General features: G+C 67.0%; 21 protein-coding genes, 1 tRNA gene and 1 riboswitch. Of the genes, 16 read left to right on the top strand and 6 right to left on the bottom strand.

Going from position 1 to position 26,676, the window contains the following annotated elements; translation table 11 throughout:
* The first annotated feature begins 38 nt into the window (after positions 1 to 38).
* The 3 genes from fdh to nrfD are packed head-to-tail and all read left to right on the top strand — an operon-like array spanning position 39 to position 5,477.
* On the top strand, positions 39 to 3,410 hold the full coding sequence (gene fdh, locus MF407_RS09140) for a formate dehydrogenase (RefSeq protein WP_239702088.1): 3,372 nt from the start codon (positions 39 to 41) through the stop codon (positions 3,408 to 3,410).
* Between the two features lie 4 nt (positions 3,411 to 3,414).
* Positions 3,415 to 4,380, top strand: a complete 966-nt coding sequence (locus MF407_RS09135) for a 4Fe-4S dicluster domain-containing protein (RefSeq protein WP_239702087.1) — start codon at positions 3,415 to 3,417, stop codon at positions 4,378 to 4,380.
* Positions 4,377 to 5,477: an NrfD/PsrC family molybdoenzyme membrane anchor subunit gene (gene nrfD / locus MF407_RS09130; RefSeq protein ID WP_239702086.1), complete on the top strand. Its 1,101-nt coding sequence runs from the start codon at positions 4,377 to 4,379 to the stop codon at positions 5,475 to 5,477. Before MF407_RS09135 ends, nrfD begins: the two co-directional genes overlap by 4 nt.
* Before the next feature lie 139 nt (positions 5,478 to 5,616).
* On the opposite strand, the gene selD is transcribed toward nrfD, so the two are convergent.
* Positions 5,617 to 6,612: a selenide, water dikinase SelD gene (gene selD / locus MF407_RS09125; protein ID WP_129624933.1), complete on the bottom strand. Its 996-nt coding sequence runs from the start codon at positions 6,610 to 6,612 to the stop codon at positions 5,617 to 5,619.
* Between the two features lie 83 nt (positions 6,613 to 6,695).
* On the opposite strand from selD, the gene MF407_RS09120 reads away from it, so the two are divergent.
* The 8 genes from MF407_RS09120 (at position 6,696) to paaE (ending at position 13,670) form a co-directional block, all read left to right on the top strand.
* Positions 6,696 to 6,791, top strand: a tRNA-Sec gene (locus tag MF407_RS09120).
* 26 nt (positions 6,792 to 6,817) lie between these two features.
* Positions 6,818 to 8,113, top strand: coding sequence for an L-seryl-tRNA(Sec) selenium transferase (gene selA, locus MF407_RS09115; RefSeq protein ID WP_239702085.1), 1,296 nt, complete (start codon positions 6,818 to 6,820; stop codon positions 8,111 to 8,113).
* On the top strand, positions 8,113 to 9,885 hold the full coding sequence (gene selB / locus MF407_RS09110) for a selenocysteine-specific translation elongation factor (protein ID WP_129624935.1): 1,773 nt from the start codon (positions 8,113 to 8,115) through the stop codon (positions 9,883 to 9,885). The genes selA and selB overlap by 1 nt, the downstream gene beginning before the upstream one ends.
* A 60-nt stretch (positions 9,886 to 9,945) precedes the next feature.
* Positions 9,946 to 10,986 carry a 1,2-phenylacetyl-CoA epoxidase subunit PaaA gene (paaA, locus tag MF407_RS09105; RefSeq protein ID WP_239702084.1) on the top strand — a complete coding sequence of 347 codons (1,041 nt, stop codon included), beginning with the start codon at positions 9,946 to 9,948 and terminating at the stop codon, positions 10,984 to 10,986.
* Entirely contained in the window at positions 10,983 to 11,279 is a 297-nt protein-coding gene (gene paaB / locus MF407_RS09100) for a 1,2-phenylacetyl-CoA epoxidase subunit PaaB (protein WP_129624937.1), read from the top strand. The genes paaA and paaB overlap by 4 nt, the downstream gene beginning before the upstream one ends.
* Positions 11,279 to 12,058 carry a 1,2-phenylacetyl-CoA epoxidase subunit PaaC gene (gene paaC, locus MF407_RS09095; protein WP_239702083.1) on the top strand — a complete coding sequence of 260 codons (780 nt, stop codon included), beginning with the start codon at positions 11,279 to 11,281 and terminating at the stop codon, positions 12,056 to 12,058. Before paaB ends, paaC begins: the two co-directional genes overlap by 1 nt.
* A 5-nt stretch (positions 12,059 to 12,063) precedes the next feature.
* Entirely contained in the window at positions 12,064 to 12,558 is a 495-nt protein-coding gene (gene paaD, locus MF407_RS09090) for a 1,2-phenylacetyl-CoA epoxidase subunit PaaD (RefSeq protein WP_345770848.1), read from the top strand.
* Complete coding sequence (gene paaE / locus MF407_RS09085; protein WP_239702081.1) at positions 12,555 to 13,670, top strand: 1,2-phenylacetyl-CoA epoxidase subunit PaaE; 1,116 nt, start codon at positions 12,555 to 12,557, stop codon at positions 13,668 to 13,670. Before paaD ends, paaE begins: the two co-directional genes overlap by 4 nt.
* 117 nt (positions 13,671 to 13,787) lie before the next feature.
* On the opposite strand, the gene MF407_RS09080 is transcribed toward paaE, so the two are convergent.
* From MF407_RS09080 to MF407_RS09070, 3 genes are read right to left on the bottom strand one after another with little or no spacing between them, the layout of a single operon-like run.
* The gene (locus MF407_RS09080; protein WP_239702080.1) at positions 13,788 to 14,951 is read right to left on the bottom strand and encodes a phospholipid scramblase-related protein; all 1,164 of its coding nucleotides are present in this window, start codon (positions 14,949 to 14,951) and stop codon (positions 13,788 to 13,790) included.
* 39 nt (positions 14,952 to 14,990) lie between these two features.
* Entirely contained in the window at positions 14,991 to 15,920 is a 930-nt protein-coding gene (locus MF407_RS09075) for a dihydrofolate reductase (RefSeq protein ID WP_129624942.1), read from the bottom strand.
* Complete coding sequence (locus MF407_RS09070) at positions 15,917 to 16,729, bottom strand: thymidylate synthase (RefSeq protein WP_129624943.1); 813 nt, start codon at positions 16,727 to 16,729, stop codon at positions 15,917 to 15,919. The genes MF407_RS09075 and MF407_RS09070 overlap by 4 nt, the downstream gene beginning before the upstream one ends.
* Positions 16,730 to 16,916: 187 nt before the next feature.
* Here MF407_RS09070 and dapA point away from each other — a divergent pair, with 187 nt between their 5' ends.
* Together dapA and MF407_RS09060 are read left to right on the top strand one after the other, a co-directional pair.
* A complete protein-coding gene (gene dapA / locus MF407_RS09065) occupies positions 16,917 to 17,804 on the top strand; it encodes a 4-hydroxy-tetrahydrodipicolinate synthase (RefSeq protein ID WP_129624944.1) in 888 nt (295 codons plus the stop codon).
* Positions 17,801 to 19,483, top strand: coding sequence for a ribonuclease J (locus MF407_RS09060; RefSeq protein ID WP_129624945.1), 1,683 nt, complete (start codon positions 17,801 to 17,803; stop codon positions 19,481 to 19,483). Before dapA ends, MF407_RS09060 begins: the two co-directional genes overlap by 4 nt.
* An 82-nt stretch (positions 19,484 to 19,565) precedes the next feature.
* On the opposite strand, the gene MF407_RS09055 is transcribed toward MF407_RS09060, so the two are convergent.
* Complete coding sequence (locus MF407_RS09055; RefSeq protein WP_239702079.1) at positions 19,566 to 20,951, bottom strand: aminotransferase class V-fold PLP-dependent enzyme; 1,386 nt, start codon at positions 20,949 to 20,951, stop codon at positions 19,566 to 19,568.
* Positions 20,952 to 21,021: 70 nt separating this feature from the next.
* A riboswitch (SAM riboswitch) is annotated at positions 21,022 to 21,136 on the bottom strand.
* 472 nt (positions 21,137 to 21,608) lie between these two features.
* Here MF407_RS09055 and MF407_RS09050 point away from each other — a divergent pair.
* Genes MF407_RS09050 through MF407_RS09040 form a run of 3 tightly spaced genes read left to right on the top strand, consistent with a single transcriptional unit; the run spans position 21,609 to position 25,641 of the window.
* Positions 21,609 to 24,128, top strand: a complete 2,520-nt coding sequence (locus MF407_RS09050; protein WP_129624976.1) for a DNA translocase FtsK — start codon at positions 21,609 to 21,611, stop codon at positions 24,126 to 24,128.
* Between the two features lie 38 nt (positions 24,129 to 24,166).
* Positions 24,167 to 24,811, top strand: a complete 645-nt coding sequence (locus MF407_RS09045; RefSeq protein WP_129624947.1) for an ion channel — start codon at positions 24,167 to 24,169, stop codon at positions 24,809 to 24,811.
* A 56-nt stretch (positions 24,812 to 24,867) separates the two neighbouring features.
* A complete protein-coding gene (locus tag MF407_RS09040; RefSeq protein ID WP_239702078.1) occupies positions 24,868 to 25,641 on the top strand; it encodes a hypothetical protein in 774 nt (257 codons plus the stop codon).
* Here the strand turns inward: MF407_RS09040 and MF407_RS09035 are convergent, their stop codons facing one another.
* Positions 25,642 to 26,673, bottom strand: coding sequence for a MauE/DoxX family redox-associated membrane protein (locus MF407_RS09035; RefSeq protein ID WP_129624949.1), 1,032 nt, complete (start codon positions 26,671 to 26,673; stop codon positions 25,642 to 25,644).
* Between the last annotated feature and the right edge of the window lie 3 nt (positions 26,674 to 26,676).

Genomic DNA, 26,676 nt, shown 5'->3' with positions numbered 1-26,676 from the left:
TCCCACGACCTTGCACCGACGTGATTAGAGTGGCTCTCATGGCGTCGTGGAGTCCGCTGGAGTGGCCGGTCGTCCGGCAGGCGCGTTCGGGCGACCTGTTCGGTCGTGGCCCGGCCGCCACCTCGCCCACCACCCGATCACTGCAGCCCCGCACCGCGACCGCCGACCGCGTCGTCCAGAGCATCTGCCCGTACTGCGCCGTCGGTTGTGGCCAGAAGGTCTACGTCAAGGACGAACGCGTCGTCCAGATCGAGGGCGATCCCGACTCGCCGATCTCGCGGGGACGCTTGTGTCCCAAGGGATCTGCCAGCGAGCAACTGGTCAACTCACCCGACCGACAGACCAAGGTTCTGTACCGCGCGCCGCGCGCGAAGGACTGGTCCGAACTGGACCGCGACACCGCGATCGACATGATCGCCGAACGCTTCATCAATGCCCGCCGACGCGGCTGGCAGGACCACGACGACCAAGGTCGCCCACTGCGGCGAACGATGGGCATCGCCTCGCTCGGCGGAGCCACGTTGGACAACGAGGAGAACTACCTCATCAAGAAGTTGTTCACCGCGGCCGGCGCGATCCAGATCGAGAACCAAGCTCGTATTTGACACTCCGCCACGGTTCCCGGTCTGGGAGCTTCGTTCGGGCGCGGCGGCGCCACCCAATCGCTGCAGGACATGGCCAACTCCGATTGCATCGTGCTGCAAGGCGGCAACATGGCCGAAGCACACCCGGTGGGGTTCCAGTGGGTTGCCGAGGCGAAGGCGCGAGGTGCGAGGGTCATCCATGTCGATCCGCGTTTCACGCGTACCGGCGCCGTCGCCGACAAGCACGTACCGATCCGAGCCGGCTCCGATGTCGCCCTGCTCGGCGGGCTGATCAACTACGTGCTCAGCAACGATCTGTGGTTCAAGGAGTACGTGGTCGCCTACACCAACGCCGCGACGCTGGTGAACGAGGAGTTCCGCGACACCGAGGACCTCGGCGGCCTGTTCTCCGGTTTCGACCCCGAAACCGGCAAGTACGACCCGAAGACCTGGGCCTACGAGCAGGGCGAGCCTGACTCCCAGGGAGCGGCGGGCAAGGAGCACGGCGCGCAGGCGTCCGCTCGTGCGGCCGGTGATCAGCTCGGTTCCGGTGGCGCGAACACGGGCACGAGCCAGCCGCGTCGTGACGAAACACTCCAGCACCCGCGCACGATCTTTCAGATCCTCAAGCGGCACTACGCCCGCTACACCCCCGAGATGGTGCAGGACGTCTGTGGCATCACGGTCGCCGACTTCGAGTACCTCGCGAAGGCGATCACCGAGAACTCCGGTCGCGAGCGCACGACCTGCTTCGCGTACGCGACCGGCTGGACCCAGCACACGCTCGGCGCCCAGTTCATCCGTTGCGCATCGGTGCTGCAGTTGTTGTTGGGCAACATGGGTCGTCCGGGTGGCGGCATCATGGCGTTGCGCGGTCACGCGAGCATCCAGGGCTCGACCGACATCCCGACGTTGTTCAACCTGTTGCCGGGTTACCTGCCGATGCCGTTCGCGGGCAAGCAGGACAAGCTGAACGACTACCTGACGAGCGTTCACAGCAAGTCGGAGAAGGGCTACTGGGCCAACGCCGACGAGTACCTCATCAGCCTGCTCAAAGCGTGGTGGGGCGATGCGGCGACGAAGGAGAACGACTTCGCCTACGACTATCTGCCCCGTCTCGACGGGCCGGCCGGCACCTACCAGACGGTGCAGAACATGCTCGCCGACCAGGTCGACGGCTACTTCATCCTCGGTCAGAACCCTGCGGTCGGCTCGGCCAACGGACGCATGCAGCGGTTCGGGATGGCCCACCTGAAGTGGCTGGTCGTGCGTGACCTGCAGATGATCGAGTCCGCAACCTGGTGGAAGGACGGCCCCGAGATCGCCTCGGGCGAAATGCGCACCGAGGACATCGAGACCGAGGTCTTCTTCATGCCGGCCGCGACCCACGTGGAGAAGGCGGGGTCGTTCACGCAGACCCAGCGCCTGCTGCAGTGGCGTCACCAGGCGGTGCAGCCACCGGGGCAGTCGCAGAGCGAGTTGGAGTTCTTCCACGAACTCGGTGTTCGTATCCGCGCCAGGCTCGCCGACTCGACCGACGAGCGCGACCGCCCGTTGCTCGACCTGACCTGGGACTACCCGAAGGACGCGCACGGCGAGACCGACTCCGAAGCGGTGCTGGCCGAGATCAACGGTCGCTACGTGACGGGCCCGAACGCCGGCAAGCCGATCAACGCCTACACCGAGCTGAAGAACGACGGCTCGACGATCTGCGGCTGCTGGATTTATGCGGGCGTGTACGCCGACGGCATCAACCACGCCGCCGATCGGGTGCCGCACGGCGGCCCCAAGCCCGCGCAGTCCGAGTGGGGCTGGGCCTGGCCGGCGAACCGCCGCATCCTGTACAACCGCGCGTCCGCCGACCCCGACGGCAAGCCGTGGAGCGAACGCAAGAAGTACCTGTGGTGGGACGCCGCGCAGGGCAGGTGGGTCGGCGACGACATCCCGGACTTCCCGGACGACCTCGCGCCGGGTACGCGTCCGGACGCGGGTATCGGTGGGCCACAAGGCCTTTCGGGCGATGACCCGTTCGTCATGCAGGCCGACGGCAAGGGATGGCTGTACGCACCCAACGGTCTGGTCGACGGCCCGATCCCGACGCACTACGAGCCGCCGGAGTCGCCTGTGACCAACGCGCTGTACCCGCAGCAGGCCAGTCCGACGCGTCTGATCATCGCGCGCGACGACAACCTGCAGGCGCCGAGCGCCGGTGCGTCGCAGGTGTATCCGTACGTGTTCACGACCTACCGGTTGACCGAGCACCACACCGCGGGCGGCATGAGCCGTTTCCTGTCGTTCCTGTCCGAACTGCAGCCGGAGATGTTCTGCGAGGTGTCACCGCAACTTGCGCAGGAGGTCGGGCTGGAGGCCTACGGCTGGGCGACGATCATCTCCGCGCGCGCGGCGATCGAGGCGCGGGTGCTGGTCACCGACCGGATGACACCGCTGCAGGTCGGTGGTCGTACGGTCCACCAGATCGGGCTGCCCTACCACTGGGGCGTCGGCAACGAGGCGCTGGTCAGCGGTGACGCCGCCAACGACCTCATCGGTCTTGCGCTCGATCCGAACACCCAGATCCAGGGGTCCAAGGCGGGACTGTGCGATATCCGTCCCGGACGTCGGCCGACCGGAGCCGCAGTGATGGACCTGGTGCGTTCCTACCAGGCTCGCTCGGGCGCCGACCTGGAGACCGACAACCTGCGCATCACCGATCGGGTGCACGAGACCGTGAACCCGGATCCGCAGGAGAGCGACCAGGACGAAAGCGCTCCGACGCAACACGATTCGCAGGGTTCGCAGAAGAGTTCGAACGAGAAGGAGGGCTGAGCTGATGGGACAGTTCTCCGGGCCGACCGATCCCACCGCCGACGCCCACTGGCACACGCACGAGGAGCGCAAAGGCTTCTTCACCGACACCTCGATCTGCATCGGCTGCAAGGCGTGCGAGGTGGCGTGCAAGGAGTGGAATCACAACCCCGCCGACGGCGACTTCACGCTGTTGGACTCCTCCTACGACAACACCGGCGAACTGAGTGCTGACACCTGGCGCCACGTCGCGTTCATCGAGCAGGGCAAGGCCGACATCGAGCAGGCCCGGGAATCGGGTCGACAACTCGTGTCGTTGGGCATGCCGAAGGTCGGCGCACCCGTGGCACCCGAACCCGACCCCACACCTCCGGAAACCCCTGAGTTCCGCTGGCTGATGGCGTCCGACGTCTGCAAGCACTGCACCCACGCCGGGTGTCTTGACGTCTGCCCGACGGGTGCTTTGTTCCGCACCGAGTTCGGCACGGTCGTCGTCCAGGACGATGTCTGCAACGGGTGCGGCACATGTGTCGCCGGGTGTCCGTTCGGTGTCGTCGAACGGCGTAGTGACGGCACGGCCGCTCCGCGCACGCAGCGGGGCAAGCACGTCAAGAACAGCGGCGTCGCGCAGAAGTGCACGCTCTGTTACGACCGGCTGCTCGACGACCAGACGCCGGCGTGTGCGAAGACCTGCCCGACCACGTCCATCAAGTTCGGCGATCACGACGACATGGTCGAGACCGCCCAGGAGCGCGTCGCGCAGTTGCACGCCGAGGGCCGCACCGAGGCACGTCTGTACGGTGCGAACGAGAACGACCTCGTCGGCGGCATCGGATCGGTGTTCCTGCTGCTGGACGAACCCGAGGTCTACGGGTTGCCGCCCGACCCGCGGGTGCCGACCGCTGACCTCAACTCGATGTACCGCCGTGCGACTGTGGCGGCTGTCGGCATGATCGCGGCAACGGCGGTCGCGTTCGCGAGGGGCCTATGAGCGACTTCGACAGTTACCGGCCGCCGGAGCCGCCCCGCAAGCGGCGCCGCGACAAGATCGGTGGCGCGGTCCGCAGGCGTGCCCGTGGGTGGCGCGACGGCGGCGACGGTGCGCGCGAGATGCTGATGGTGCCCGATGTGGAGTTCACCTCGTACTACGGGCGACCCGTCGTGAAGCCGCCGCCCTGGGGCCACGAGGTGCCGGCCTACCTGTTCCTCGGTGGAGTCGCCGGTGGATCCGGTCTGATCGCCTTCGCCGCTCAGTTGACCGGTCGCGAACTGCTGCGCCGCAACGCACGTCTGGGTGGCTTGGCCGCGATCAGCCTCGGCGGCGCAGCGCTGGTGAAGGACCTCGGTCGTCCCGACCGGTTCTACAACATGCTGCGCACCTTCAAGGTGACCTCGCCGATGAGCATGGGCTCGTGGATCCTCACCGGTTACAGCGTGGGTGCCGGCGTGGCAGCGGTCGCCGAGATCGACCGCCTGACCGCCGACCGATTGCCGTTCGGGCCGCTGCGCCCGGCGCTGCGCTGGGTCGAACCGTTCTCCGGTTTCGAAGCGGCGTTGTTCTCACCGCCGCTTGCCTCGTACACCGCAGTTCTGTTGTCTGACACCGCGAATCCGACCTGGAACGACGCCCGCAAGTACCTTCCGTTCGTGTTCGTCAGTTCGGCGACTCTTGCTGCGTCGGGCTTGGCGATGATCACGACCCCGGCGTCCGAGACCGGTCCGGTGCGCATGTTGGCAGCGCTCGGCGTCGTCGGCGACGTGGTGAACATGAAGGTGTTGGAGCACTCGATGGACCCGACCGTCGTGGAGACCCTGCATCACGGCAATCCGGGCAAGATGCTGCGGTGGGCCGAACGCCTCGCCGTCGCCGGCGGCGTCGGCGCCCTGATAGGTGGACGACTTCGTCCGATCGCGGTCGTCTCCGGAGCGGCGTTGTTGACCGCGTCGGCGCTGACCCGCTTCGGCGTGTTCGAGGCCGGCATCGAGTCTGCCAAGGACCCGAAGTACACCATCGAGCCGCAGAAGCGCCGCCTCGCCGCCCGTCGGGCCCAGGGCATCACCGACGACTCGATCACGACCGCCCGCTGACCTGACCGGTGCTTCGCCGGTACTCGCCACTGTTGCGTGCGGAACGCGAAACTTCGCGAAGTTTCGCACCTTGACTGCAACTGTTGCGCTCCCGGGACTCGCAACAGTTGCCTCACCTCGGGCGAGGGTCAGGTGGGGGTCAAGCGATGATCTCGATGCCCGCGCCGTCCACGGTGTGCCCGATCACCGGGTGGCCGGGCAACTCGCCGACGACCAACAACCCGCCGGACGTCTGCGCGTCCGCCAGGAACAGCAGGTCGTCCTCACTCACGCCCGAACCGACCGACAGATGCGGACGGACCCAGTCCAGGTTCCGCCGCGTCCCACCCGACACGAACCCGTCGCGCAACGCGTCCAGCGCACCATCGACCGCCGGCACTGCCGCGCGTTCGATCACGGCACCGACACCGGACCCGCGCATCATCTTGTGCAGATGTCCGAGCAACCCGAACCCCGTGACATCGGTGGCGGCTTCGAGACCGGCGTCCACCGCGGCAACCGACGCATCCCGGTTCAGCGTGGTCATCAACTCGATGGCCTGCGCGAAGACCTCGCCGGTGGCCTTGTGCCGGTTGTTCAACAGTCCGACGCCGATCGGCTTGGTCAAGGTGATCGGTAGGCCGGCGCGGGCAGCGTCGTTGCGTAGCAACCGTTTCGGGTCGGCGACGCCGGTGACCGCCATACCGTACTTCGGTTCCGGATCGTCGACGCTGTGTCCGCCGAGCACCGGGCAGCCGGCTTCGTCCGCGACTGCAAGACCGCCGCGGAGCACCTCGGTCAGCAATTCCATCGGCAGCACGTCGCGTGGCCAACCGACCAGGTTGATGGCAACGACCGGTCGCCCACCCATGGCGTACACGTCCGACAGTGCGTTGGCGGCGGCGATGCGTCCCCAGTCGTACGCGTCGTTGACGACGGGGGTGAAGAAGTCGGCGGTCGAGAGCACCGCGAGGTCGTCGCGCACGCGGACAGCAGCTGCGTCGTCGCCGGCATCGATGCCGACCAGGATGTCATCGCCTCGCCGGCCGACCAGGTCGCGGACGGCGTCCTCGAGCTCGCCGGGCGGGATCTTGCAGGCACACCCGCCGCCATGGGTGTAGTCGGTGAGCCGGTAATCGTTGCGGTCGATCGCCATGCCGTCACTGTACGGACACCAGGTGTCCGCAGAAGGAGTGACCTGACCCGCGAGTCATGCGGACTTTCGGTTAGGTTGTCCGCGGAGGCGTCAGGGTTCCTGGTGGGCCCCCCGGTCTTCAAAACCGGTGAGTCCGAGTATCTCGGGCTGGCGGGTTCGATTCCCGTCCGCCTCCGCCACACATTTCAGGGTTCGGGGAGGGCGAGTGAGCACGGACGATCCGAGGAGTCGTATCCCGCGCACCGACGCACTCCTCACCTCTCCTGCGGCGCAGGACGCACGGACGTGCCTGGCGGAGGGACGCATCCAACAAGTCGTCCAGGACGTCCTCGCGCGGGCTCGCCGAGGTGATATCGCACCGGAATCGGTCGAGCCCGAGTTGTCGGATCGCCTTTCCGCAGAACGACCTTCGCGACTGACTCCGGTCATCAACGCGACCGGGGTCGTCGTCCACACCAATCTCGGCCGAGCCCCGTTGTCCCCGGCAGCCGCCGCTGCGGTGCAGCAGGCGAGCGGTTACGTCGATGTGGAGATGGATCTCGCTGCCGGCGTCCGGTCCAAGCGGGGCACCGCAGCCCGCGACGCACTGCTCGACGCGTGCCCGGTGGCTGAGGCCGCGCTCGTGGTGAACAACGGAGCAGCGGCGCTCGTCCTCGCCACCACGGCCCTCGCTGCCGGCAAGAAGGTCATCCTCAGTCGGGGTGAGTTCATCGAGATCGGAGCCGGGTTCCGGCTGCCCGACCTCATCGAGTCCACCGGTGCGCGTCTTTGTGAGGTCGGCACGACCAACCGCACCTCGGTGGCCGATTACGTCGATGCGATCAGCGAAGAGACCGGGTGCATCCTCAAGGTGCACCCGAGCAACTTCCGGGTCCACGGCTTCACCCGGTCGGCGGACGTGGCCGAACTGCGCTCTGCGGTGGGCGAACTCCCGATCGTCCACGACCTGGGCAGCGGCCTACTGGCGCCGGACCCGACCTTGCCCCACGAACCTGACGCGTCGACTGCTCTGACCGACGGGGCCGACCTCGTCATCGCCAGCGGCGACAAACTGCTCGGGGGGCCGCAGGCAGGCATCCTGCTGGGCAAAGCCGAGCTCGTCGAGCGGCTGGCGAAGCACCCGCTGGCCCGGGCCGTCCGGGTCGACAAACTCACCCTGGCCGCGCTGGAGGCGACCCTCGCCGGGCCGACGCCTCCGGTCAGCCAGTACTTGCACGCGGACGCCGCCCAGCTCAGGAAGCGTGCCGAGGCGATCGCTGGGCCGCTCGGCGTGCAGGTCGTGCCGCACGACGGACGTGTGGGTGGCGGGGGAGCACCCGGGGTTGCGTTGTCGGGGTGGGCGATTCATCTACCGGAGAAGGTCGCTGCACTGCTGCGCACCGGTGACCCGGCGATCCTGACGCGGGTACACGACGGAGCCTGCCTGCTCGATCTGCGATGCGTTCCCGAGCAGGACGACACCCGTGTGCTCGACGCACTTCGGGCCGCGCTCGGTTCCTGATGTACGTCGTCGCCACCGCTGGTCATGTCGACCACGGCAAGAGCGCGCTGGTGCGTGCACTGACCGGCACCGATCCCGACCGCTGGGCGGAGGAGAAGCGCCGCGGTCTCACCATCGACCTCGGATTCGCCTTCACCACAACGGCATCCGGCGCCAAGCTTGCGTTCGTCGATGTGCCCGGTCATCAACGATTCATCGCCAACATGCTCGCCGGCCTCGGTCCGGCGCCGGTGGTGATGTTCGTGGTGGCCGCCGACTCCGGTTGGCAGGCACAGTCCAGTGATCATCGGGACGTGATCGCGGCGCTCGGTATCGATCGCGGCCTGGTCGTCGTGACCAAATCCGACCTGGCCCCGGACTCGGTGCAGGACGTGATCGCCCAGGCCAGAACGGAGTTGGCGAGTACCGGGCTGGAGAACTGCGCCGCAGTGGCCGTCAGCGCGCGCACCGGCGACGGCCTCGACGAACTGCGATCAGCCCTCGCAACACTGATCCACGAACTTCCAGAACCGGATCCGACGTCGCGAGTCAGGTTCTGGGTCGATCGCTCGTTCACCGTGAAGGGCGCCGGCACCGTCGTCACCGGGACATTGCCCGCCGGGGCTGTCGCGCATGGCGACCACCTGGAGCTGCTCGGCAAGAAAACAGGGTCGATGTCGGTCCGCGGCATCGAGAGTTCGGGGGAGTCGCTGGAGCGCGTCGGGCCGGTCAGCCGTGTTGCGCTGAACCTGCGAGGGGTGTCCCACGACGACGTCGGTCGCGGCGACGCGCTCGTCACTCCGGGCGCGTGGCGCGCGATCGACACCATCGACGTCCGACGGGTCAGTGGTGACAGCCTGCGGGAAGCGCCGGAGCATCTGGTCGCGCACGTCGGGACCGCTGCGGTACCCGTCCACGTCCGGCCGCTGGGCGACGATCATGCTCGGCTCGTGCTGGAGCGTCCGCTTCCGCTCACCCTCGGCGACCGGATGGTGCTGCGTGATCCGGGGCGCCGCATCGTCGCGGGAGTACAGATCATCGATCCGGAGCCGATGCCGTTGCGGCGCAGAGGTGCTGCCACGCAGCTCGCCGAAGCGCTCGCCGAACGTCCGACCGATGGCGACTGCGCCACGGAGGTGAAGCGGCGCGCGACGGTGCGTCCGGAACACCTCGGACAGCTCGGCTTCGACGTGTCTGAACCACCGCCGGGCGTGCTGTCCGTCGACGTCTGGTGGGTGGACGCAGCGGCATGGGATCGATGGGCCGAGCGTTTACGGGGGGCCGTCGAGACTGACCGGCGCAGCGACCCACTCAGTGCCGGCCTCACCGTGGCGGCCGCGAAGGATCGTCTCGGTCTTCCCGACGTCGCCCTGCTCGGCCCGCTGGCGCAGAAGTCCGGTCTGACGGTGAGCGCCGGACGGATTTCCGCAGGCGACGCCGGTCTCGGAGCGCTCGAGCCGGCCGTCGCTGCCCTGGAGGCTCACCTGAAGGGCACGCCGTTCGAGGCGCCGACCGCGGAACAGCTCAACGAGTGGGGGCTCGGCGTCCGACAGCTCGCCGCAGCCGAACGGGCGGGCCGGATCATCCGGATCGCAGAGGGTGTCGTGCTGCTGCCCACCGCACCGGCGCTTGCCAGGGGGACCCTCGCGACGCTCGATCAACCCTTCACCGCCAGTCAGGCCCGACAGGTGCTCGGGTCCTCACGGCGCGTCGTGATTCCGCTGCTGGAACTCCTCGACGCCAAGGGTTGGACCTGCCGGGACGCCGACGGCGCACGGCACGTGGTCCGATGAACGATGTGACACCTTCGTGCACAATTGCAATTCGGTGTAATACGGGTCACACTGGACGGTATGTACGGCAACGACTTCGGTGACCCCGACGAGGCCCTGAACGCAGCCGAGGGCCGCGGTCTGGACGACGTGCTCGACACCGCCACCCAGCGTGGTGACGGCGGTGATTTCGACGACCTGATCGACGCGGACCTTCGCATCGAGCCGCGTGACGCGATGCCGGAGGAGTACCGCCAGACGCTCATCCGCCAGATCGCCCAGCACGCCCACTCGGAGATCATCGGCATGCAGCCGGAGGGCAACTGGATCACCCGCGCTCCGTCGTTGCGGCGCAAGGCGATTCTCATTGCGAAGGTGCAGGACGAGGCTGGTCACGGTTTGTACCTGTACTCCGCAGCCGAGACACTCGGTGTCGATCGCAGCGAGCTGCTCGACAAGCTGCACTCGGGTCGGCAGAAGTACTCCTCGATCTTCAACTACCCGACGGTGTCCTGGGCCGACGTGGGTGCGATCGGCTGGCTGGTCGACGGCGCCGCGATCATGAACCAGGTGCCGCTGTGCCGCTGCTCCTACGGTCCGTACGCCCGCGCGATGATCCGCGTCTGCAAGGAGGAGTCCTTCCATCAGCGCCAGGGCTTCGAGTCGCTGTACACGATGTCGCAGGGCACCGAGCGTCAGAAGGCGATGGTGCAGGATGCTGCGAACCGCTGGTGGTGGCCGGCGCTGATGATGTTCGGGCCGCCTGACACCGGTGAGCATGCCAACGAGGGCCGCACCGCGCAGTCGATGGCCTGGGGCATCAAGCGCTTCGCCAACGACGAACTGCGTCAGAAATTCGTCGACATGACCGTGCCGCAGGCGCAGAAGCTCGGCATCGAACTGCCCGACCCCGACCTGAAGTGGAACGAGGAGCGCGGCCATTACGACTTCGGTCCGATCGACTGGGACGAGTTCTGGCGCGTGCTCAAGGGCGACGGACCATGCAACGAGCAGCGGATGAGCCACCGGGTCACCGCGCACGAAGAGGGTGCGTGGGTGCGTGAGGCCGCCACCGCGTACGCCGACAAGCAGCAGGCACGAACGCAGGGAGCAGTGGCATGACCGATGTCGACAAGCGCGAATGGCCGCTGTACGAGGTGTTCGTCCGCAGCAAGCGCGGCCTGTCACATGTGCACGCCGGTTCGTTGCACGCACCGGACGAGGAGATGGCGCTGCGCAACGCCCGTGACCTCTACACCCGTCGCCAGGAGGGCGTTTCCGTCTGGGTGGTGAAGGCCTGCGACATCAGCGCGTCCAGCCCGGACGAGCGCGACAGCTTCTTCGACCCGGCGGTCGACAAGGTCTACCGGCACCCGACGTTCTACGACGTTCCCAAGGATGTCGAGTACCTGTGATGGAAAAGGTTGCCGCGCAAACGGATTCGACGACCGCTGACTACCTGCTCGGCCTGGCGGATGATGCCTTGATCTACACCCAGCGTCTGGGGGAGTGGGTCTCGCGTGCTCCGCAGATCGAGGAGGACATGGCGCTCGGCAACATCGCGCTCGACCAGCTCGGCCAGGCGCGCGCGCTGCTCACCCGCGCCGGCCAGGTCGACGGCACCGGCCGCGACGAGGACGCTCTGGCCTACCTGCGGGACGAACGCGAGTTCCGCAACGTCCACCTCGTCGAGCGCCCTCGCGGCGACTTCGGTTTCGAGATGGCACGGCTGCTCTGGTTCTCCGCCTACCAGTTCGAGTTGTACTCCGCACTCGTGAACAGCACGGACGAAGTCGTTGCCGGCGTGGCTCGTAAGGCGATCAAGGAGGTCACCTACCACCGCGACCACGCCACCCAGTGGGTGCTGCGCCTCGGCGACGGCACGCAGGAGTCGCACGAGCGGATGCGGGCCGGTCTCGAAGCGGTAGCTCCGTATGTGGCCGAACTCTTCGACGACTCCGAGTCCGCCTCTGCTGCAGCAGAATCCGGCGTCGGCGTCCTGCCGTCGTCGCTGCGCGAAAAGACAACCGCGTACGTTCGCTCCGTGACCGACGAAGCGACCCTGGAGTACGTCGACTCGGCCCGTTTCGCCGCACGAGGCGGGCGCACCGGTGTGCACTCCGAGGCGATGGGCTACCTGCTGGCCGAGATGCAGCACATCCACCGCTCGCACCCGGACGCCACCACATGGTGATGACGATGTCTCGGATCGAGGAGGTCGAAGCGGCGGTTCGCGCCGTACCCGACCCCGAGATCCCGGTGATCAGCCTGGACGACCTCGGAGTCATCCGCTCGTTCGAGGCCGACATCGATGCCGGCGTCGTGCACGTCGTGATGACCCCGACCTACTCCGGTTGCCCGGCCATGGAGGCGATGTCGTCGTCCGTCGCATCGGTGATCGCCCGGAGCGGCTTCGAGCCGCAGGTCAAGATCGTGCTGGACCCGCCGTGGACCACGGACTGGATGTCGGAGTCCGGACGAAAGGCATTGCAACAGTTCGGTATCGCACCGCCTGGTCCGGCGGGCCGCCTGGCAGGGCCGGTCGGTCTGAGGATCGCGCGGCGCACCGTCTCATGTCCCGTGTGTGGCAGCGCGCACTCGCAGGTCGTATCCGAATTCGGTTCGACCGCGTGCAAGGCGTTGCGACGTTGTCTGGACTGCAAGGAACCGTTCGAGGAGTTCAAGCCGCTGTGACCGCACTCATCTCCACACCTACCCGCCGTCGTGCCCAGTTCCACGAACTCGAGGTCGTCGACGTCCAACGCCTGACCCCCAACGCCGTCGCGGTGACCTTCGCGGTGCCCGACGAGTTGGCGGACGACTTCACGTTCGCGCCCGGTCAGCACCTGACTCTGCGCCGCACCATCAACGGCGAGGACGCTCGTCGCTCCTACTCGATCTGCATGTCACGCCCGGAAGCGTTGCGTCGCAAGGTGATTCGTGTGGGATCGGCCGAGGTCGACGGGGGACTGATGTCCACCTGGTTGAACCGCGAGGTCAAGGTCGGCGATCGCATCGACGTCATGACCCCGCTGGGTTCGTTCACCTCTGCGCCGTCGGACACCGAGGCGCGGCACCACGTCGCGCTCGCGGCCGGCTCGGGGATCACCCCGATACTGTCACTGCTGACCTCGACGCTCGAGGAGGACGACGACTCCCGCGTGACGCTCGTCTACGGCAACCGCCGCACCGAGTCGATCATGTTCTTGGAGGAACTCGAGGACCTCAAGAACCAGTACCCCGGACGCGTCCACCTGATGCATGTGCTGTCGCGCGAGCCGCAGGATGTCGAGTGGCTCAACGGCCGCATCGATGCCGAGAAGCTCGAGTTGCTGTTCGGTACGGTGCTCCCGGTCGAGACCGTCGATGACTGGTACCTGTGCGGCCCGTTCCAGATGGTCGAGACCGCACGGAAGATGTTGTCCGACAAGGGTGTCAGTGACGACCACGTGCATCACGAGGTCTTCCACGTGGACGACGGCACCACCCCGCAGCAGCGGGTCGAGGTCGACAGGTCCGCACCGGCCGAAGCAGTCGTCACCGTCAACCTGGACGGTCGCACGACGAAGGTCGAGATGCCGTCCAAGGCCGAGACCATCCTGGACGCCACCCTTCGCGCCCGACCCGACGCGCCGTTCTCCTGCACCGGTGGAGTGTGTGGCACCTGCCGCGCGCGCGTCGTCTCGGGCGAGGTCACGATGGACCGCAACTACGCCCTCGAGCCCGACGAGGTGGCTGCCGGCATCATCCTCGCCTGCCAGTCCCACCCCGTCACCGACGAAGTGACCCTCGACTACGACGCCTGACCTAGACACGCTGGTCGAGTAGTGAGGCAGCGCTAGCGACCGAGCGCGATCGAGACCTGGCGACGGTCAACGAGGACTCAGCCGGAACTGGTTGAGCCTCAGCGGTGCCGCGCGGCCCTAGCCTCGCTCGTCCTGCTTCAACGCTGTGTCGATGGTCAGCGCCGCAGCAATGCACAGCGATTTCAACGGCTCGGGCAGGTCGTAGTGGATGTTCACGGCGTAGTTGTCGGCCGTGGTGAACATCGTGGTCAACAGCCCCTCCCAGGTCTTGGTGACCCGGGCGACCTCGGTGCCATGAGCATCCAGCATCGCGAAGTCCCAGGCCCGCCAGTTCTGGGCGTTCAACGAACCGATCTCCTGGCCGTTCGCCTCGATGCCGAACTTGATCTTGCCGAACATGTTGCGCTGCACCAGGCGTCCGATCTCACGACCCTGCGGGTCCTGCACGATCACCGACGACTTCATGACCTTCGCCGGGCGGGTCAGCTGCAGCAGCACCTGTCCCTGGTTGTCGCGAACCTCGAGCTTGTGGGTGAGGAACTGGTCGTAGTTGGTCATCAGCCGGATAGCCTTGCGCATGCCGCTCTGGCCGACCTGCACGACGGCTCCGAGCGTCGAACCGTCGGCCGCGTAGACCGTGTACTCGTTGGTGATCTCGATGACCTTGCGCTTCTGGCTGACAACGAGAGTCTTCTCGGTGAATACGTTACGACCCGCTTCGGCCGGACGATGACCGGCAGGACCGCTCATCTGCCCGCCGAACGACTGGTCGCCGTACCCCTGGGCGATGCTGTCGTTGAACCGGTTGACCGCACCGACGACCCCCTGTTGGCCGGGCTGCTGGACGTAACCCGGCTGCTGGCTCGCACCGGCGGCGTACGGGTCGTGGGGTGCGTTGCCCGGAGCTTGCGCCGGCGGCGGAGTGCCCCAATTCTGGCCAGGCGCAGCCTGATCCGGGGTCTGGGCGTACGGGTCCTGCGCGTTGGGGGCAGCCTGCGCGTACGGGTCGCGGGGTTGTGCCTGGGCGTAAGGGTCGTGAGCCTGCTGGCCGCCCCCCGATGCCGCGTAGGGGTCCGCCGCCGGCGAGGCGCTCGAGTCGTTGCGGTGGCCCGGTAGACGGACCGAACCGGGTGCGGGCGACTCCCCGAAAGCGGGTTGCGACGACTGAGCCGCGGACGACGCATCCGGGTTCGGTTTGGTGAAGTCGGTCCACTCGTTGCCGTCCCAGAAACGCAGTTTGCGCGGGTCCTTGGGGTCCGGCTGCCAGCCCTTGTCAGTCATTGCGTCATCGTCGCACGAGCACCTACGTGCACGGGTGGGTCACACGAAGATCGGGGGAGCATCCGGTGAACCGAACGCCGCCTTCACCAGCCGCCGGTGCAACGGGATGAACGGCAGCCGGGACGCCTCGTCCACATCGACCCACGCGACCTCGGTCACCTCCTCGGACAGCCCCGGCGTACCCGACACCAGCCGAGCCCGGAAGCACACTCCATAGATCTGCGTATGGGCTGACGCGTCACGGGAACGGATCACGATGTCGGGATCGGTGTACACGCCGATCAGCGACTCGACCTCGACCTGGATTCCGGTTTCCTCGTAGGCCTCGCGGATCGCGGCCTCGGCGAACGTCTCGCCCGGATCGATGCCTCCACCGGGAAGACACCACAACGAGTTGTCCTCGCGGCGGGTGACCAGCAGTCGACCGTCCTGCATGACGGCGACCGAGGCGCCGATCTTCGCGCGGGCACCGCGACCGACGCGATCACCGAGCACCAGCGTGGCGCGCGGAACGGCGCGTTCGTAGGTCACCCAGGCGAACCCGTCCTGCGGATCGCGTGATGTTTCGCGCCACTGCTCGGATGTGAGCGTGGGGAAGTAGGTGTCGCCGTCGACCTCGACGTCGATCTCGGTCAGCAGGATGCGATCGGTGAACGGCAGGGCCTGCTCGTAGATCTGAGCTCCGCCGACGATGAACACGTCGTCGTCGCCGACCATCGCGAGCGCGTGGTCGAGGCTGGACGCGGTCTCCACGCCCTCGCCCGACCAGCCGGCCTGTCGGGTGACCACGATCGAACGGCGGCCGGGCAGGACGCCCATCGCGTCGAAGGTCTTGCGCCCCATGATCATCGGGTGACCCATGGTGGTGCGTTTGAAGTACTTCAGGTCATCGGGAAGGTGCCATGGCATGTCGCCGTCGCGGCCGATCACTCCATTGCGCGACCTCGCCGCGATCATGCTGATCGTCATACCGCGATCGGCGCCTTGATGCTCGGGTCGGCGACGTAACCCTCGAGCGAGATGTCGTCCAACTCGAACGCGTCGATCTCTCGGATCTGCGAATTCAACCGCAGGATGGGCAGTTGCTTCGGCCTCCGGGTCAGCTGCTCGCGGGCCTGATCGAGATGGTTCACATATAGGTGGGCATCGCCCAACGTGTGCACGAAGTCGCCGACCCCGAGCCCGGTCACCTGGGCGACCATGTGGGTCAGCAAGGCGTACGAGGCGATGTTGAACGGGACGCCGAGGAAGACGTCCGCCGACCGCTGATACAGCTGACACGACAGCTTGCGTTCGCCGGACTCCTCGGCGGGGGAGACGTAGAACTGGAACATCGTGTGACACGGCGGTAGGGCCATGTCGTCGACCTCGGCGACATTCCACGCGGAGACGATGTGGCGACGAGAGTCGGGGTTGGTGCGGATCGACTCGATCACCTTCGCCAATTGATCGACGTGCTGCCCGGACGGCGTCGGCCAGGACCGCCACTGGTGCCCGTAGACCGGTCCGAGGTCGCCGTTCTCGTCGGCCCACTCGTCCCAGATCGTGATGCGACGCTCCTGCAGCCACTTCACATTGGTGTCGCCGCGCAGGAACCACAACAACTCACCGAAGATCGAGCGCAGGTGCAGCTTCTTGGTGGTGAGCACCGGGAAGCCCTCGTTGAGGTCGAACCGCATCTGGTGACCGAAGACCGAAAGGGTGCCGGTGCCGGTGCGGTCGTCCTTGCGGGCGCCCTCGCGCATGATTCGGTCGAGCAGATCGAGGTATTGCTGCATGACTCGGACGCTATCAGCGGCCTCGGACAGCAACCGACCGCGAGTTGCGCGGGTGTGACCCAGATCACAATAGGCGTCTGTAACGGATTGCGGCCGGTGTCGATGTACCCGGTGATCGCGTTGCCACCCGGACCCCCGAGCGGGTGGCAACGCGATCGCCATTTCCGCCACCGATAGCCTGGGATCCATGACGAGCAACCCCTTCGGACGCATGATCACCGCGATGGTGACCCCGATGAACGACGACGGGTCCATCGACTACGACGGAGTGCAGGCGCTCGCGAAACACCTGGTCGACAACGGCCACGACGGACTGCTCGTCAACGGCACCACCGGTGAGTCGGCGACGACCACGGACGAGGAGAACGTCGCCACCGTCAAGGCCGTCGTCGAAGCGGTCGGTGACCGCGCTCGTATCACCGCCGGCGTCGGCACCAACGACACCGCACACTCCGTCGCAGCAGCAGAGGCCATCGCCGCCGTGGGCGCGCACGCCGTGCTGATCGTCACCCCGTACTACAACAAGCCTACGCAACCCGGCATCATCGAGCACTTCCGAACCGTCTGTGCCGCAACGGGATTGCCCGCCATGGCCTACGACATCCCTGGCCGCACCAGCATGGCGCTCGCGAGCGACACCATCCGTCGTCTGGCGGAGATTCCGGAAATGCGGGCTGTCAAGGACGCGAAGGGCGACCTTTTCGAGGCGTCCAAGCTGATGGCCGAGACCGATCTGCTCTGGTTCTCCGGCGACGACGTGCTCAACCTGGCCTGGTTGGCGATGGGTGCGTCCGGAGTGGTGAGCGTGGTCGGTCACGTGGCGGGCAAGCAGTTCGCCCGAATGATCGCCGCCGTCGGCACGGGCGACCTGGAGACCGCGCGCAGCATCCATACCCAGCTGATCCCGGCGATCGAGGCCCTGATGAACACCAGTCAGGGCGCGATCATGGCCAAGGGTGCGATGAAGGAACTCGGCATCATCGGCAGCGACCACGTGCGCCTGCCGTTGCTGCCCATCACCGACGAACACCGCGACGTGCTGCGTAACGGTCTGACCCAGGCAGGACTTCTGTGAGCCACCCGCACCCCGAACTCGGCGCGCCGCCGCCGCTGCCCAAGAACGGCGTCCGCGTCGTCGCCCTCGGCGGTCTCGGCGAGGTCGGCCGCAACATGACCGTCCTGGAATTCGAAGGACGCCTGCTCGTCGTCGACTGCGGCGTGCTGTTCCCGGACGACCACCCGGGCGTCGACCTGATCCTTCCGGACTTCGACTACCTGCGGAACCGGCTGGACGACATCGAGGCCATCGTGCTCACCCACGGGCACGAGGACCACATCGGAGCCGTCCCGTACCTGCTGCGTCTGAAGCCGGACATCCCGCTGATCGGCTCGACGCTGACGCTTGCGCTCATCGAGGCCAAGCTCAAGGAACACCGCATCACGCCTTACACGATGGCGGTCAAGGAAGGCGGACGGGAGAAGCTCGGTCCGTTCGACTGCGAGTTCGTGGCAGTGAACCACTCGATCCCGGACGCCCTCGCTGTGTTCGTCCGGACGCCCGGCGGCACCCTGCTGATCACCGGCGACTTCAAGATGGACCAGTTGCCGCTCGACGGCCGCATCACCGACCTGCGCGCTTTCGCGCGGCTCGGTGAGGAGGGCGTCGACCTGTTCCTCACCGACTCGACCAACGCCGAGGTGCCGGGCTTCACCACGCCCGAGAAGGACATCACCCCGGCGATCGAGCGGGTCTTCGCAAAGGCCGAGCGGCGCATCATCGTCGCGTGCTTCGCCTCTCACGTGCACCGCGTGCAGCAGATTCTGAACGCCGCCGAGGCGCACGGCCGCAAGGTCGCGATGGTCGGCCGGTCGATGGTGCGCAACATGGGCATCGCCGCCGACCTGGGCTACTTGAAGATCCCGGACGGCATCCTGGTCGACGCGAAGAAGCTCGGTGACCTGCGCGACGACCAGGTGGTGCTCATCTGCACCGGGTCGCAGGGCGAGCCGATGGCGGCGTTGTCGCGGATGGCGAACCGCGACCACCAGATCGACGTCGGTCACGGCGACACCGTCCTGATGGCGAGCTCGCTGATCCCCGGCAACGAGAACGCGATCTACCGGGTGATCAACGGACTGATGCGACTCGGTGCGAACGTGGTGCACAAGGGCAACGCGCTCGTGCACGTCTCCGGTCACGCGAGTGCCGGTGAACTCCTCTACTGCTACAACATCGTCAAGCCCAAGAACGTCATGCCGATCCACGGCGAATGGCGCCACCTGGTGGCCAACGGTGACCTCGCGGTCGCGACCGGCGTGCCCGAGCGCAACGTGCTGCTGGCCGAGGACGGCGTAGTCGTCGACCTCGTCGACGGTCAGGCCTCGATCACCGGTGTCGTGCCGTGTGGATACGTGTACGTCGACGGTTCACTCGTCGGCGCCACCGACGAGACCATGCTGAAGGACCGTCGCATCCTGCGCGACGAGGGCTTCGTCACGATCATCGTCGTGCGCGACTCCTCGACCGGCCAGATCGTCGCCGGCCCCGACATCCGGACGCGTGGCTTCGCCGAGGACACCGACGTCTTCGACAAGGTGGTACCCAAGATCGAGGACGCGCTCGAAGAGGCCCGCCGCAAGGGTGTCAACGACTCCCACCAGCTGCAGCAGGTCATCCGTCGTGCGGTCGGGGGCTTCGTCGGTGGCAAACTGCGCCGCCGGCCGATGATCATCCCGATCGTCATCGACGCCTGACCTGTCCCGCTGGTTGAGCCGTTCGTGAGCCTGCGAGCGACGCGCCGGAACCACCGGGACGAACGGGGCTAGCGAGTCGATGTCACCAGGGCAGCGGCTCGCTCAGATCACGCGGGTCCTGTGGCGCGCTCCATCCCACACCTTCGGTGTGCACGTAATCCATCGCAGGACCGTGCGCGAGGAGCTTGCGAACACCGTTGATCAGGCGGTCGATGTGGTGCGGCTGCGTGGCAAGACCGATGGATGCACGGACGGCGCAGCCGCCGATGACCTGGTCGCAGAGGCGATGAGCGCAGAACTTGCCGTCCCGCACGGCGATGCCGTATTCGTCCGAGAGCACTTGTGAGACCAGTGAGCAGTCGTAGCCGTCGACGGTGAACGTCACCACCCCGACGTTAGGACGATCGGAACCCAGTACCGAAACCAGGCGGACGCCATCGATGGACTCCAGGCCGTCACGCAACCGCGTATGGAGGACCTGCTCGTGAGCGGTGATGGCTTCGTGATGCTTGGCCAAGGTCGCGCACGCGGCGGCCAGCGCGATCGCGCCGACTGCGTTCGGGGTGCCGCCCTCGTGGCGGGCGGGGCCGACATTCCATTCGACGGTCCGAGCGGTGACGGTGCGGGTCGCTCCGCCGGCGGGTAGGTACGGCTGGGCGTCGTCCAACCAGTTCGAGCGACCCACCAGTGCGCCGGCGCCGTACGGCGCGTATGCCTTGTGGCCGGAGAGCGCGACCCAGTCGACGCCGAGTTCATCGATGTCGACGCGGTGGTGCGGCGCGAGCTGGGCAGCATCCAGAACGGTGCGCGCGCCGAATTCCGCTGCGATGGAGGCTAGTTCGGCGATCGGCCAGATCTCACCGGTGACATTGCAGGCACCGGTGATGACGACGAGCTTGTGGTCGGCCGTGCTGGTCGCGAGTGCACCGGTGAGCAGGTCGAGGGCGTCCTGGGCGCTTGCCGGGATCGGCAGCCGGTGGATGTTGCGTCCCGTCCACGCGAACTGAGCGGCATGGTGGGCCGAGTCCCAGGTGAAGACCTGTGTGCGGCGGGGGAGTGCGTGGGCCAGCAGGCGTAGTGCATCGGTGGTGTTGCGGGTGAAAACGACATGGTCGTGCTCGCGGGCACCGACGAACCTGCCCACCTCGATTCGGGCCTGCTCGAACCACTGAGTCGTCTGTCGGCTGGTGTGGCCGGCACCGCGGTGCACCGACCCGGACACGCGCTGTACGGCGGCGACGGCCGTCTCCACCGAGCGCAGGGCCGGTGCGGTCGCGCCGTGGTCGAAGTTCGCGAAGTCGACGACCGTTCGGTGCACGGTCGGAACCCCGAGTTCGTAATGAGCGGTGAGCGGGATTCCCTGTAGCTGTTCTACCGGCAGCGGCCGGACATTCGCGGGTACGAGGTGAAGCCGGCGGGACTCAACCGCTGGCGGTGCGCAGGTGAGGGTCTTGGTTGCGACGGACATCGGTGCTCCTTCGGTCGTTGGACCGACGAACAGCGGCACCGACCCGAACGGGCGGCGCGGCGGGTACATCGATCCGCGCTTGCCGTAACCCGGTCGGGCTACGGCCCGGTCGTCACCTGGAGCACCCCACCGCGGTGGAGGGTTGCCGCTCAGCAAGCCAGGGCTTGTCGCTGAGTCTCATGACCTGTTCTGGACTATGCCACACGGGGCGGCGTGTGAGCAACCCTCGTCCGAACGTCGCACCGTGTACTGGAACATGCGTACTTCATGGATCCACTGTCGCAACGGTTGACATATTTCGTCCCAGTACAGGCTCAGGTAGGAAGAGCCGACTTGGGCCGCTCCTGAGGAGATCGAACTCGTTGTGTGCCGAGGGTGAGGGGTTTCGAGGAAGGTCGGGAAGACAACAAAATCCACGTTACGCGTGTGCTGCGTGAGATTGATGTGACGGTCGCGTAGCCTCCCGGGGTGGCCACCCGTCAGACCGCATCAAAGTCCACCGCCTCGCGCGGACGTTCGTCGTCCGCGCGTCCGGCGTCCAAGAGCGCTTCCTCCCGGCCCGCTTCCCGTAAATCCACGGGTTCGACAGTCAAAGGCAAGCCGCAGCCGCGCAGCGGCGGACCCTCGCTGCCGATACGCGCCGTCCGCGGCACCTGGATGGGTGTGGCTCACGTCGCCGGCGGCACCGCACGTCGGGTCGGTTCAAGTGCTCGCGATCTCGAACCCGAACTGCGCAGAGACGGAGTCGGATTCACGCTCATCGCCGCAGCGATCATCGTCGCTGCCGTCGAATGGTGGGGCATCGCCGGACTCTTCGGCGACATCGTCCACACCATCACCGCAGGCACGTTCGGTCTGATCTCCCTGGCGCTGCCGGTCGTCCTGCTCGGCCTCGGGGCGCACATCCTGCGCACGCCGAGGGGCCACCACGCCACCAACCGCATCAGCATCGGCCTCGCACTGCTGGCGTTCGCGGTCTGCGGACTCACGAGCATCGCGAAGGGCCTGCCGGACGCGGACCCCCGCGAAGGGCTCGAAACAGCCGGCGGGATGATCGGTTTCCTGGCATCCAGCCCGACGGTTGCCGCTGTCACCACCTGGGGCGCCGTCCCGCTGCTGCTATTGCTCGCGTTCTTCAGCCTGCTGGTGATCACGGCCACCCCGGTGCACCAGATCGGCGACCGTGCGCGACACCTGCTCGACCGCCTGTTCTACGGGCGCATGCTGGAAGAGAACGACGAAGACGGCCCGGTCGACGCCGTCGCGCTCGATCTGCACGGCGAGAACATCGACGGCGGACGCCGCAAGCCGCGCAGTCGCAAGCCGCGTCGCGACGAGAACGGCGACCTGCTCGACGGTGACGAGCCCTACGAGCAAGCAGCGGTCGTCGTCCCCGAGAAGCCCGGGCGCGGCCGTGCGAAGAAGGCCGAACCCGAGGTCTACGACCACGACGAACACGAGTCCGCGGCAAGGCAGCAGGATCCTCCGCAGGACGCACCGACGCCCGCGGGGGAGCAGAAGAACAAGCCGGTCCAGTTGCCGGGTGCACCGCCTGCCAAGCTCGAGGCCCCGCCCACCCAGCCGCTGCCGCAGCGCACCGAACAACTGCTGCTCGCGGGCGACGTGACCTATACGCTCCCCTCCAGCGACCTGCTCGCTGCCGGCCCGCCGCACAAGACTCGTTCGGCTGCCAACGACCGTGTGGTCGACGCTCTCGCCGGGGTGTTCGACCAGTTCGACATCGACGCCCAGGTCACCGGGTTCACCCGTGGCCCGACGGTCACCCGCTACGAGATCGAACTCGGCACCGGCACAAAGGTCGAAAAGGTCACCGCCCTCTCGAAGAACATCGCGTACGCGGTCGCGTCCGCCGACGTCCGGATCCTCAGCCCGATCCCGGGCAAGTCGGCCATCGGTATCGAGATCCCGAACACCGACCGCGAGACGGTCAGCCTCGGTGACGTGCTGCGCAGCAACGCCGCGCGCAGCAACGACCACCCGATGGTCATGGGCGTCGGCAAGGACGTCGAGGGCGGGTACGTCATCGCCAACCTCGCCAAGATGCCGCACATGCTCGTCGCCGGTGCGACCGGTGCCGGTAAGTCCAGCTTCGTGAACTCGATGATCACGTCGATCATGATGCGCGCGACGCCGGACGAGGTGCGCATGGTGCTGGTCGACCCCAAGCGTGTGGAATTGACTGCGTACGAAGGTATTCCGCACCTGATCACGCCCATCATCACGAACCCGAAGAAGGCCGCGGAAGCGCTGCAGTGGGTCGTGCGCGAGATGGACACTCGCTACGACGACCTCGCCGCGTTCGGTTACAAGCACGTGGACGACTTCAACAAGGCCGTCCGCGCGGGCAAGGTGCAGCCGCCGCCCGGTTCGGAACGCGTCGTCCAGCCGTACCCGTACCTCCTCGTCGTTGTCGACGAGCTCGCCGACCTGATGATGGTCGCCCCCCGCGATGTCGAGGAATCGATCGTCCGCATCACCCAGCTGGCCCGTGCGGCCGGTATCCACCTGGTGCTGGCGACACAGCGTCCGTCCGTCGACGTGGTCACCGGTCTGATCAAGGCCAACGTGCCCTCGCGTCTGGCGTTCGCGACCTCGTCGCTCGCCGACTCTCGCGTCGTGCTCGACCAGCCCGGTGCCGAGAAGCTCATCGGTCAGGGTGATGCGCTCTTCCTGCCGATGGGCAGCAACAAGGCGATCCGTGTGCAGGGCGCCTGGGTGCCCGAATCCGAGGTCAAGGAGATCGTCAGTCACATCAAGGGTCAGCTGCAGCCGGCCTACCGTGACGACGTCGCCGTGACGGCTCCCAAGAAGGAGATCGACGAGGACATCGGTGACGACCTCGACCTGCTGCTGCAGGCCGCCGAACTGGTCATCAACAGCCAGTTCGGTTCGACCTCGATGCTCCAGCGCAAGCTGCGCGTCGGGTTCGCGAAGGCCGGCCGCCTGATGGACCTGATGGAGAGCCGCGGCATCGTCGGGCCCTCCGAGGGTTCAAAGGCGCGCGACGTGCTGGTCAAGCCCGACGACCTGCCCGCCACCATGGCACGCCTGCGCGGCGACGAGGTGCCCGACGACTCGGCCTACGACCAGGACATGCCGGTCGAGGAGAGCTCGGACGAGGACGCTTGGGCGCTGACGGAGAACGGACGCCAGTGACCCTGGCGGCACAGAACCCGGGGACGGGCTGTTGGCGCATGCTGCGGGTGCACCCGTGTGGGGTGCTGCTCGGAGTCCAGCTGTTCGGGATCCTGCTCTACCCGTTCCTGACCGGTTCGGTACTGGGTCGCACGGTCTTCTCGGTGTTCCAGTTGCTGGTGCTCACCATCGCGGTCGGGGCCGTCCGGATGACGCCGGCCCTCACCCGGTGGGCGTTGATCGTCGGCGTACCGGCTGTGGTGTTCACCGTGCTGACGTTGTTCTGGCCGGACAACGAAGCGTTCATGGTGGGCTCGGACATCACCCACTTCATCTTCTTCTTCTACACGGCCTACGCGCTCATCCGTTACATGTTCGCCGACGACATCGTCGGGAACGACGAACTGTTCGCCACCGGAGCCTGCTTCACCGTCGTCGCGTGGGGATTCGCCTATCTGTACTCGACGGTCCAGTACATCTGGGGTGCAAGCCAATTCGCGTCGCCTCACAACGGCACGCTGTCGTGGATGGAGTTGCTGTTCCTGTCGTTCACCACGATGACCGGCACCGGATTGTCCGACATCACGCCCATCGGGCCGTACGCTCGATCGGCAGTGATGTTGGAGCAGTTGGCGGGCGTGAACTACATCGCCCTGGTGGTCGCTCGACTGATCGGCATCACGCTCACCCGTTTCCGTCGCTGACCGACGACAGCATCCATCGACACCCATCGACACCCATCGACACCCCGGAGGACACGATGACCGACCAGCGCCCCGACCGTCCGTCCGGTGTTCCCGCTTGGGGCGACGACCGGGACTCCACCAGCGAACTGCCCACCGGGCGTGCGCCACAGGTCAACGGCACCGACAATACCCACGAGTTCGGACGATCGGCAGGGGTGGGACACACGACCGACCCGTACGGGCATCGACCCGCAGCAGCTGATCCGTACTCCGGGCCCGCACAGCCGCGGCCGACCTACGGCGCGGGTGGACCGGTCGGTCGCGAACCCGTCCCGGCGGCCCACGGGCACGCCACGGCGGAGAAGCGCTTCGGCGCCTTCCTGCCGGCTCTGGCCGCCGCGGTCACGACCGTCGCAGTTGCGGCTATCGCAGGGCTGATGATCCGCAACGACGTGCGTCCCGGCGGCTCCGTCGTGGTCCGCGATCTGTGGTCGCACGCCACGTTCTTCGACCAGATGTCATGGGCGTACGACGGCAAGCACGCGTCGGCTCTGATCTTCGGACTCGTGCTGGCAGTGCTCGGTCTCGTGGTGTTCATCGGGACGCTGCTCGCGCTGGCCGGGTCGCGTCGCTCGGCTTCACGCGGCGCCTTGTTCTTCGCCGTGTGGGGGCTTGTTGCCATCGCAGGTTCGATCGCCGGTGTGCTCACCACGTTCGCGGTCAACCGCGACCTCAGCGCTCGAATCACCCAACTGATCGACCTCGGTGCGGGGTTCGGAATCCGCTACGGCTGGATCCCGGCTCTCGTCGCGGTGCTGCTGCGGATCGGTCGCACCAAGAGGTACTGATCAGACGGATTGATCCTGCAGCTGCTGTTCCTGCGCGGCCTCGAACTGCGCCTGCGCTTCGGACAGTTCGGCGTCGATGTCGGCCAGGAACGACTCGATCTCGTCGTACCCGGCGACCGGTCCACCCGCCAGTTGGCCGTCCATGCCCAGCAGGACCGCGGACGGGTACGCCATGCCGAGCGTCCGTGTGGTGATGCCGTTCGGGTCGGTCATCCACTCGACATGCTCGCCGAGGTCGGGCGCGTCCTCGGCCTGCGTACCCGCAGCGATCATCACCACGCGCAGCATCGGCTGCTCGGCTGCCCATGACGGCACGTGCTCCATCGTCCGGATGCACGAACCGCAGCCCAGGCTCACCGACACCAGAAGGACGGGCTTATTCATCGCGATCGAGTGCAGCGCGACCGTTTCGCCGTCGCGGGCGATCAGCGCCCCGTACGGGATCGGCTGACGGACGTAGTCGAACTCTTCGTCGTCCTCGAGCGACTCAGCAACCGGGGTCGTCGCTGCGCTGCCCCCGTGTACGACCAGCCCGGTGAGGGCGACGGCGGCGAGCACGCCGAGCACCCAACCCCATTCGGTTCCACCGAAATCGGTGAAGCGTTCGATCATCGAACCGCCGCGCACGGCGTCCACCAGAGCGAGCGCGGCCGCACCCACCAGCAGGACGTTGCGGACCACGGTGCGTTTGTCGATCTCGCCGAGGCCGAGCTTGCCGAAGCAGCCGCAGGTGACCGGCTCGTCGAACCCGAGGGCGCGGACGACGACCACGAGGTATGCGACGAACAACACCAGAGCGAGCGCGGCCACGACCACGTACAACGGTGAAGGCACGAGCAGCAGCGCTGCGGCGAGCGCGAACTCGGCGTACGGCAGCAGCTGCGGCGCCTTCATGGAGCGCAGTGCGTCCGGCAGCCGCAGGCTGAGGAAGGCGTCCTCGGTCGTGCGCGGGTCACGAACCTTGAACGCGGCACTCACCACCAACGCGAGCACGAGCAGCAGTGCGGCGACGATCCAGGGGGCCGAAGGCATGAG

It is taken from the genome of Yimella sp. NH-Cas1, from assembly GCF_022359705.1.
GTDB classification, from domain to species: domain Bacteria; phylum Actinomycetota; class Actinomycetes; order Actinomycetales; family Dermatophilaceae; genus Yimella; species Yimella lutea.
Note: the sequence above shows the minus strand (reverse complement) of the source record. Positions and strands in the feature narration are given on the sequence as shown.

Coding starts and splice junctions, on each gene's coding strand:
- MF407_RS09135 (WP_239702087.1), top strand. CDS start 3,415: ATGGGACAGTTCTCCGGGCCGACCGATCCCACCGCCGACGCCCACTGG.
- nrfD (WP_239702086.1), top strand. CDS start 4,377: ATGAGCGACTTCGACAGTTACCGGCCGCCGGAGCCGCCCCGCAAGCGG.
- selD (WP_129624933.1), bottom strand. CDS start 6,612: ATGGCGATCGACCGCAACGATTACCGGCTCACCGACTACACCCATGGC.
- selB (WP_129624935.1), top strand. CDS start 8,113: ATGTACGTCGTCGCCACCGCTGGTCATGTCGACCACGGCAAGAGCGCG.
- paaA (WP_239702084.1), top strand. CDS start 9,946: ATGTACGGCAACGACTTCGGTGACCCCGACGAGGCCCTGAACGCAGCC.
- paaB (WP_129624937.1), top strand. CDS start 10,983: ATGACCGATGTCGACAAGCGCGAATGGCCGCTGTACGAGGTGTTCGTC.
- paaC (WP_239702083.1), top strand. CDS start 11,279: ATGGAAAAGGTTGCCGCGCAAACGGATTCGACGACCGCTGACTACCTG.
- paaD (WP_345770848.1), top strand. CDS start 12,064: ATGTCTCGGATCGAGGAGGTCGAAGCGGCGGTTCGCGCCGTACCCGAC.
- MF407_RS09080 (WP_239702080.1), bottom strand. CDS start 14,951: ATGACTGACAAGGGCTGGCAGCCGGACCCCAAGGACCCGCGCAAACTG.
- MF407_RS09075 (WP_129624942.1), bottom strand. CDS start 15,920: ATGACGATCAGCATGATCGCGGCGAGGTCGCGCAATGGAGTGATCGGC.
- MF407_RS09070 (WP_129624943.1), bottom strand. CDS start 16,729: ATGCAGCAATACCTCGATCTGCTCGACCGAATCATGCGCGAGGGCGCC.
- dapA (WP_129624944.1), top strand. CDS start 16,917: ATGACGAGCAACCCCTTCGGACGCATGATCACCGCGATGGTGACCCCG.
- MF407_RS09055 (WP_239702079.1), bottom strand. CDS start 20,951: ATGTCCGTCGCAACCAAGACCCTCACCTGCGCACCGCCAGCGGTTGAG.
- MF407_RS09050 (WP_129624976.1), top strand. CDS start 21,609: ATGGGTGTGGCTCACGTCGCCGGCGGCACCGCACGTCGGGTCGGTTCA.
- MF407_RS09045 (WP_129624947.1), top strand. CDS start 24,167: ATGCTGCGGGTGCACCCGTGTGGGGTGCTGCTCGGAGTCCAGCTGTTC.
- MF407_RS09040 (WP_239702078.1), top strand. CDS start 24,868: ATGACCGACCAGCGCCCCGACCGTCCGTCCGGTGTTCCCGCTTGGGGC.
- MF407_RS09035 (WP_129624949.1), bottom strand. CDS start 26,673: ATGCCTTCGGCCCCCTGGATCGTCGCCGCACTGCTGCTCGTGCTCGCG.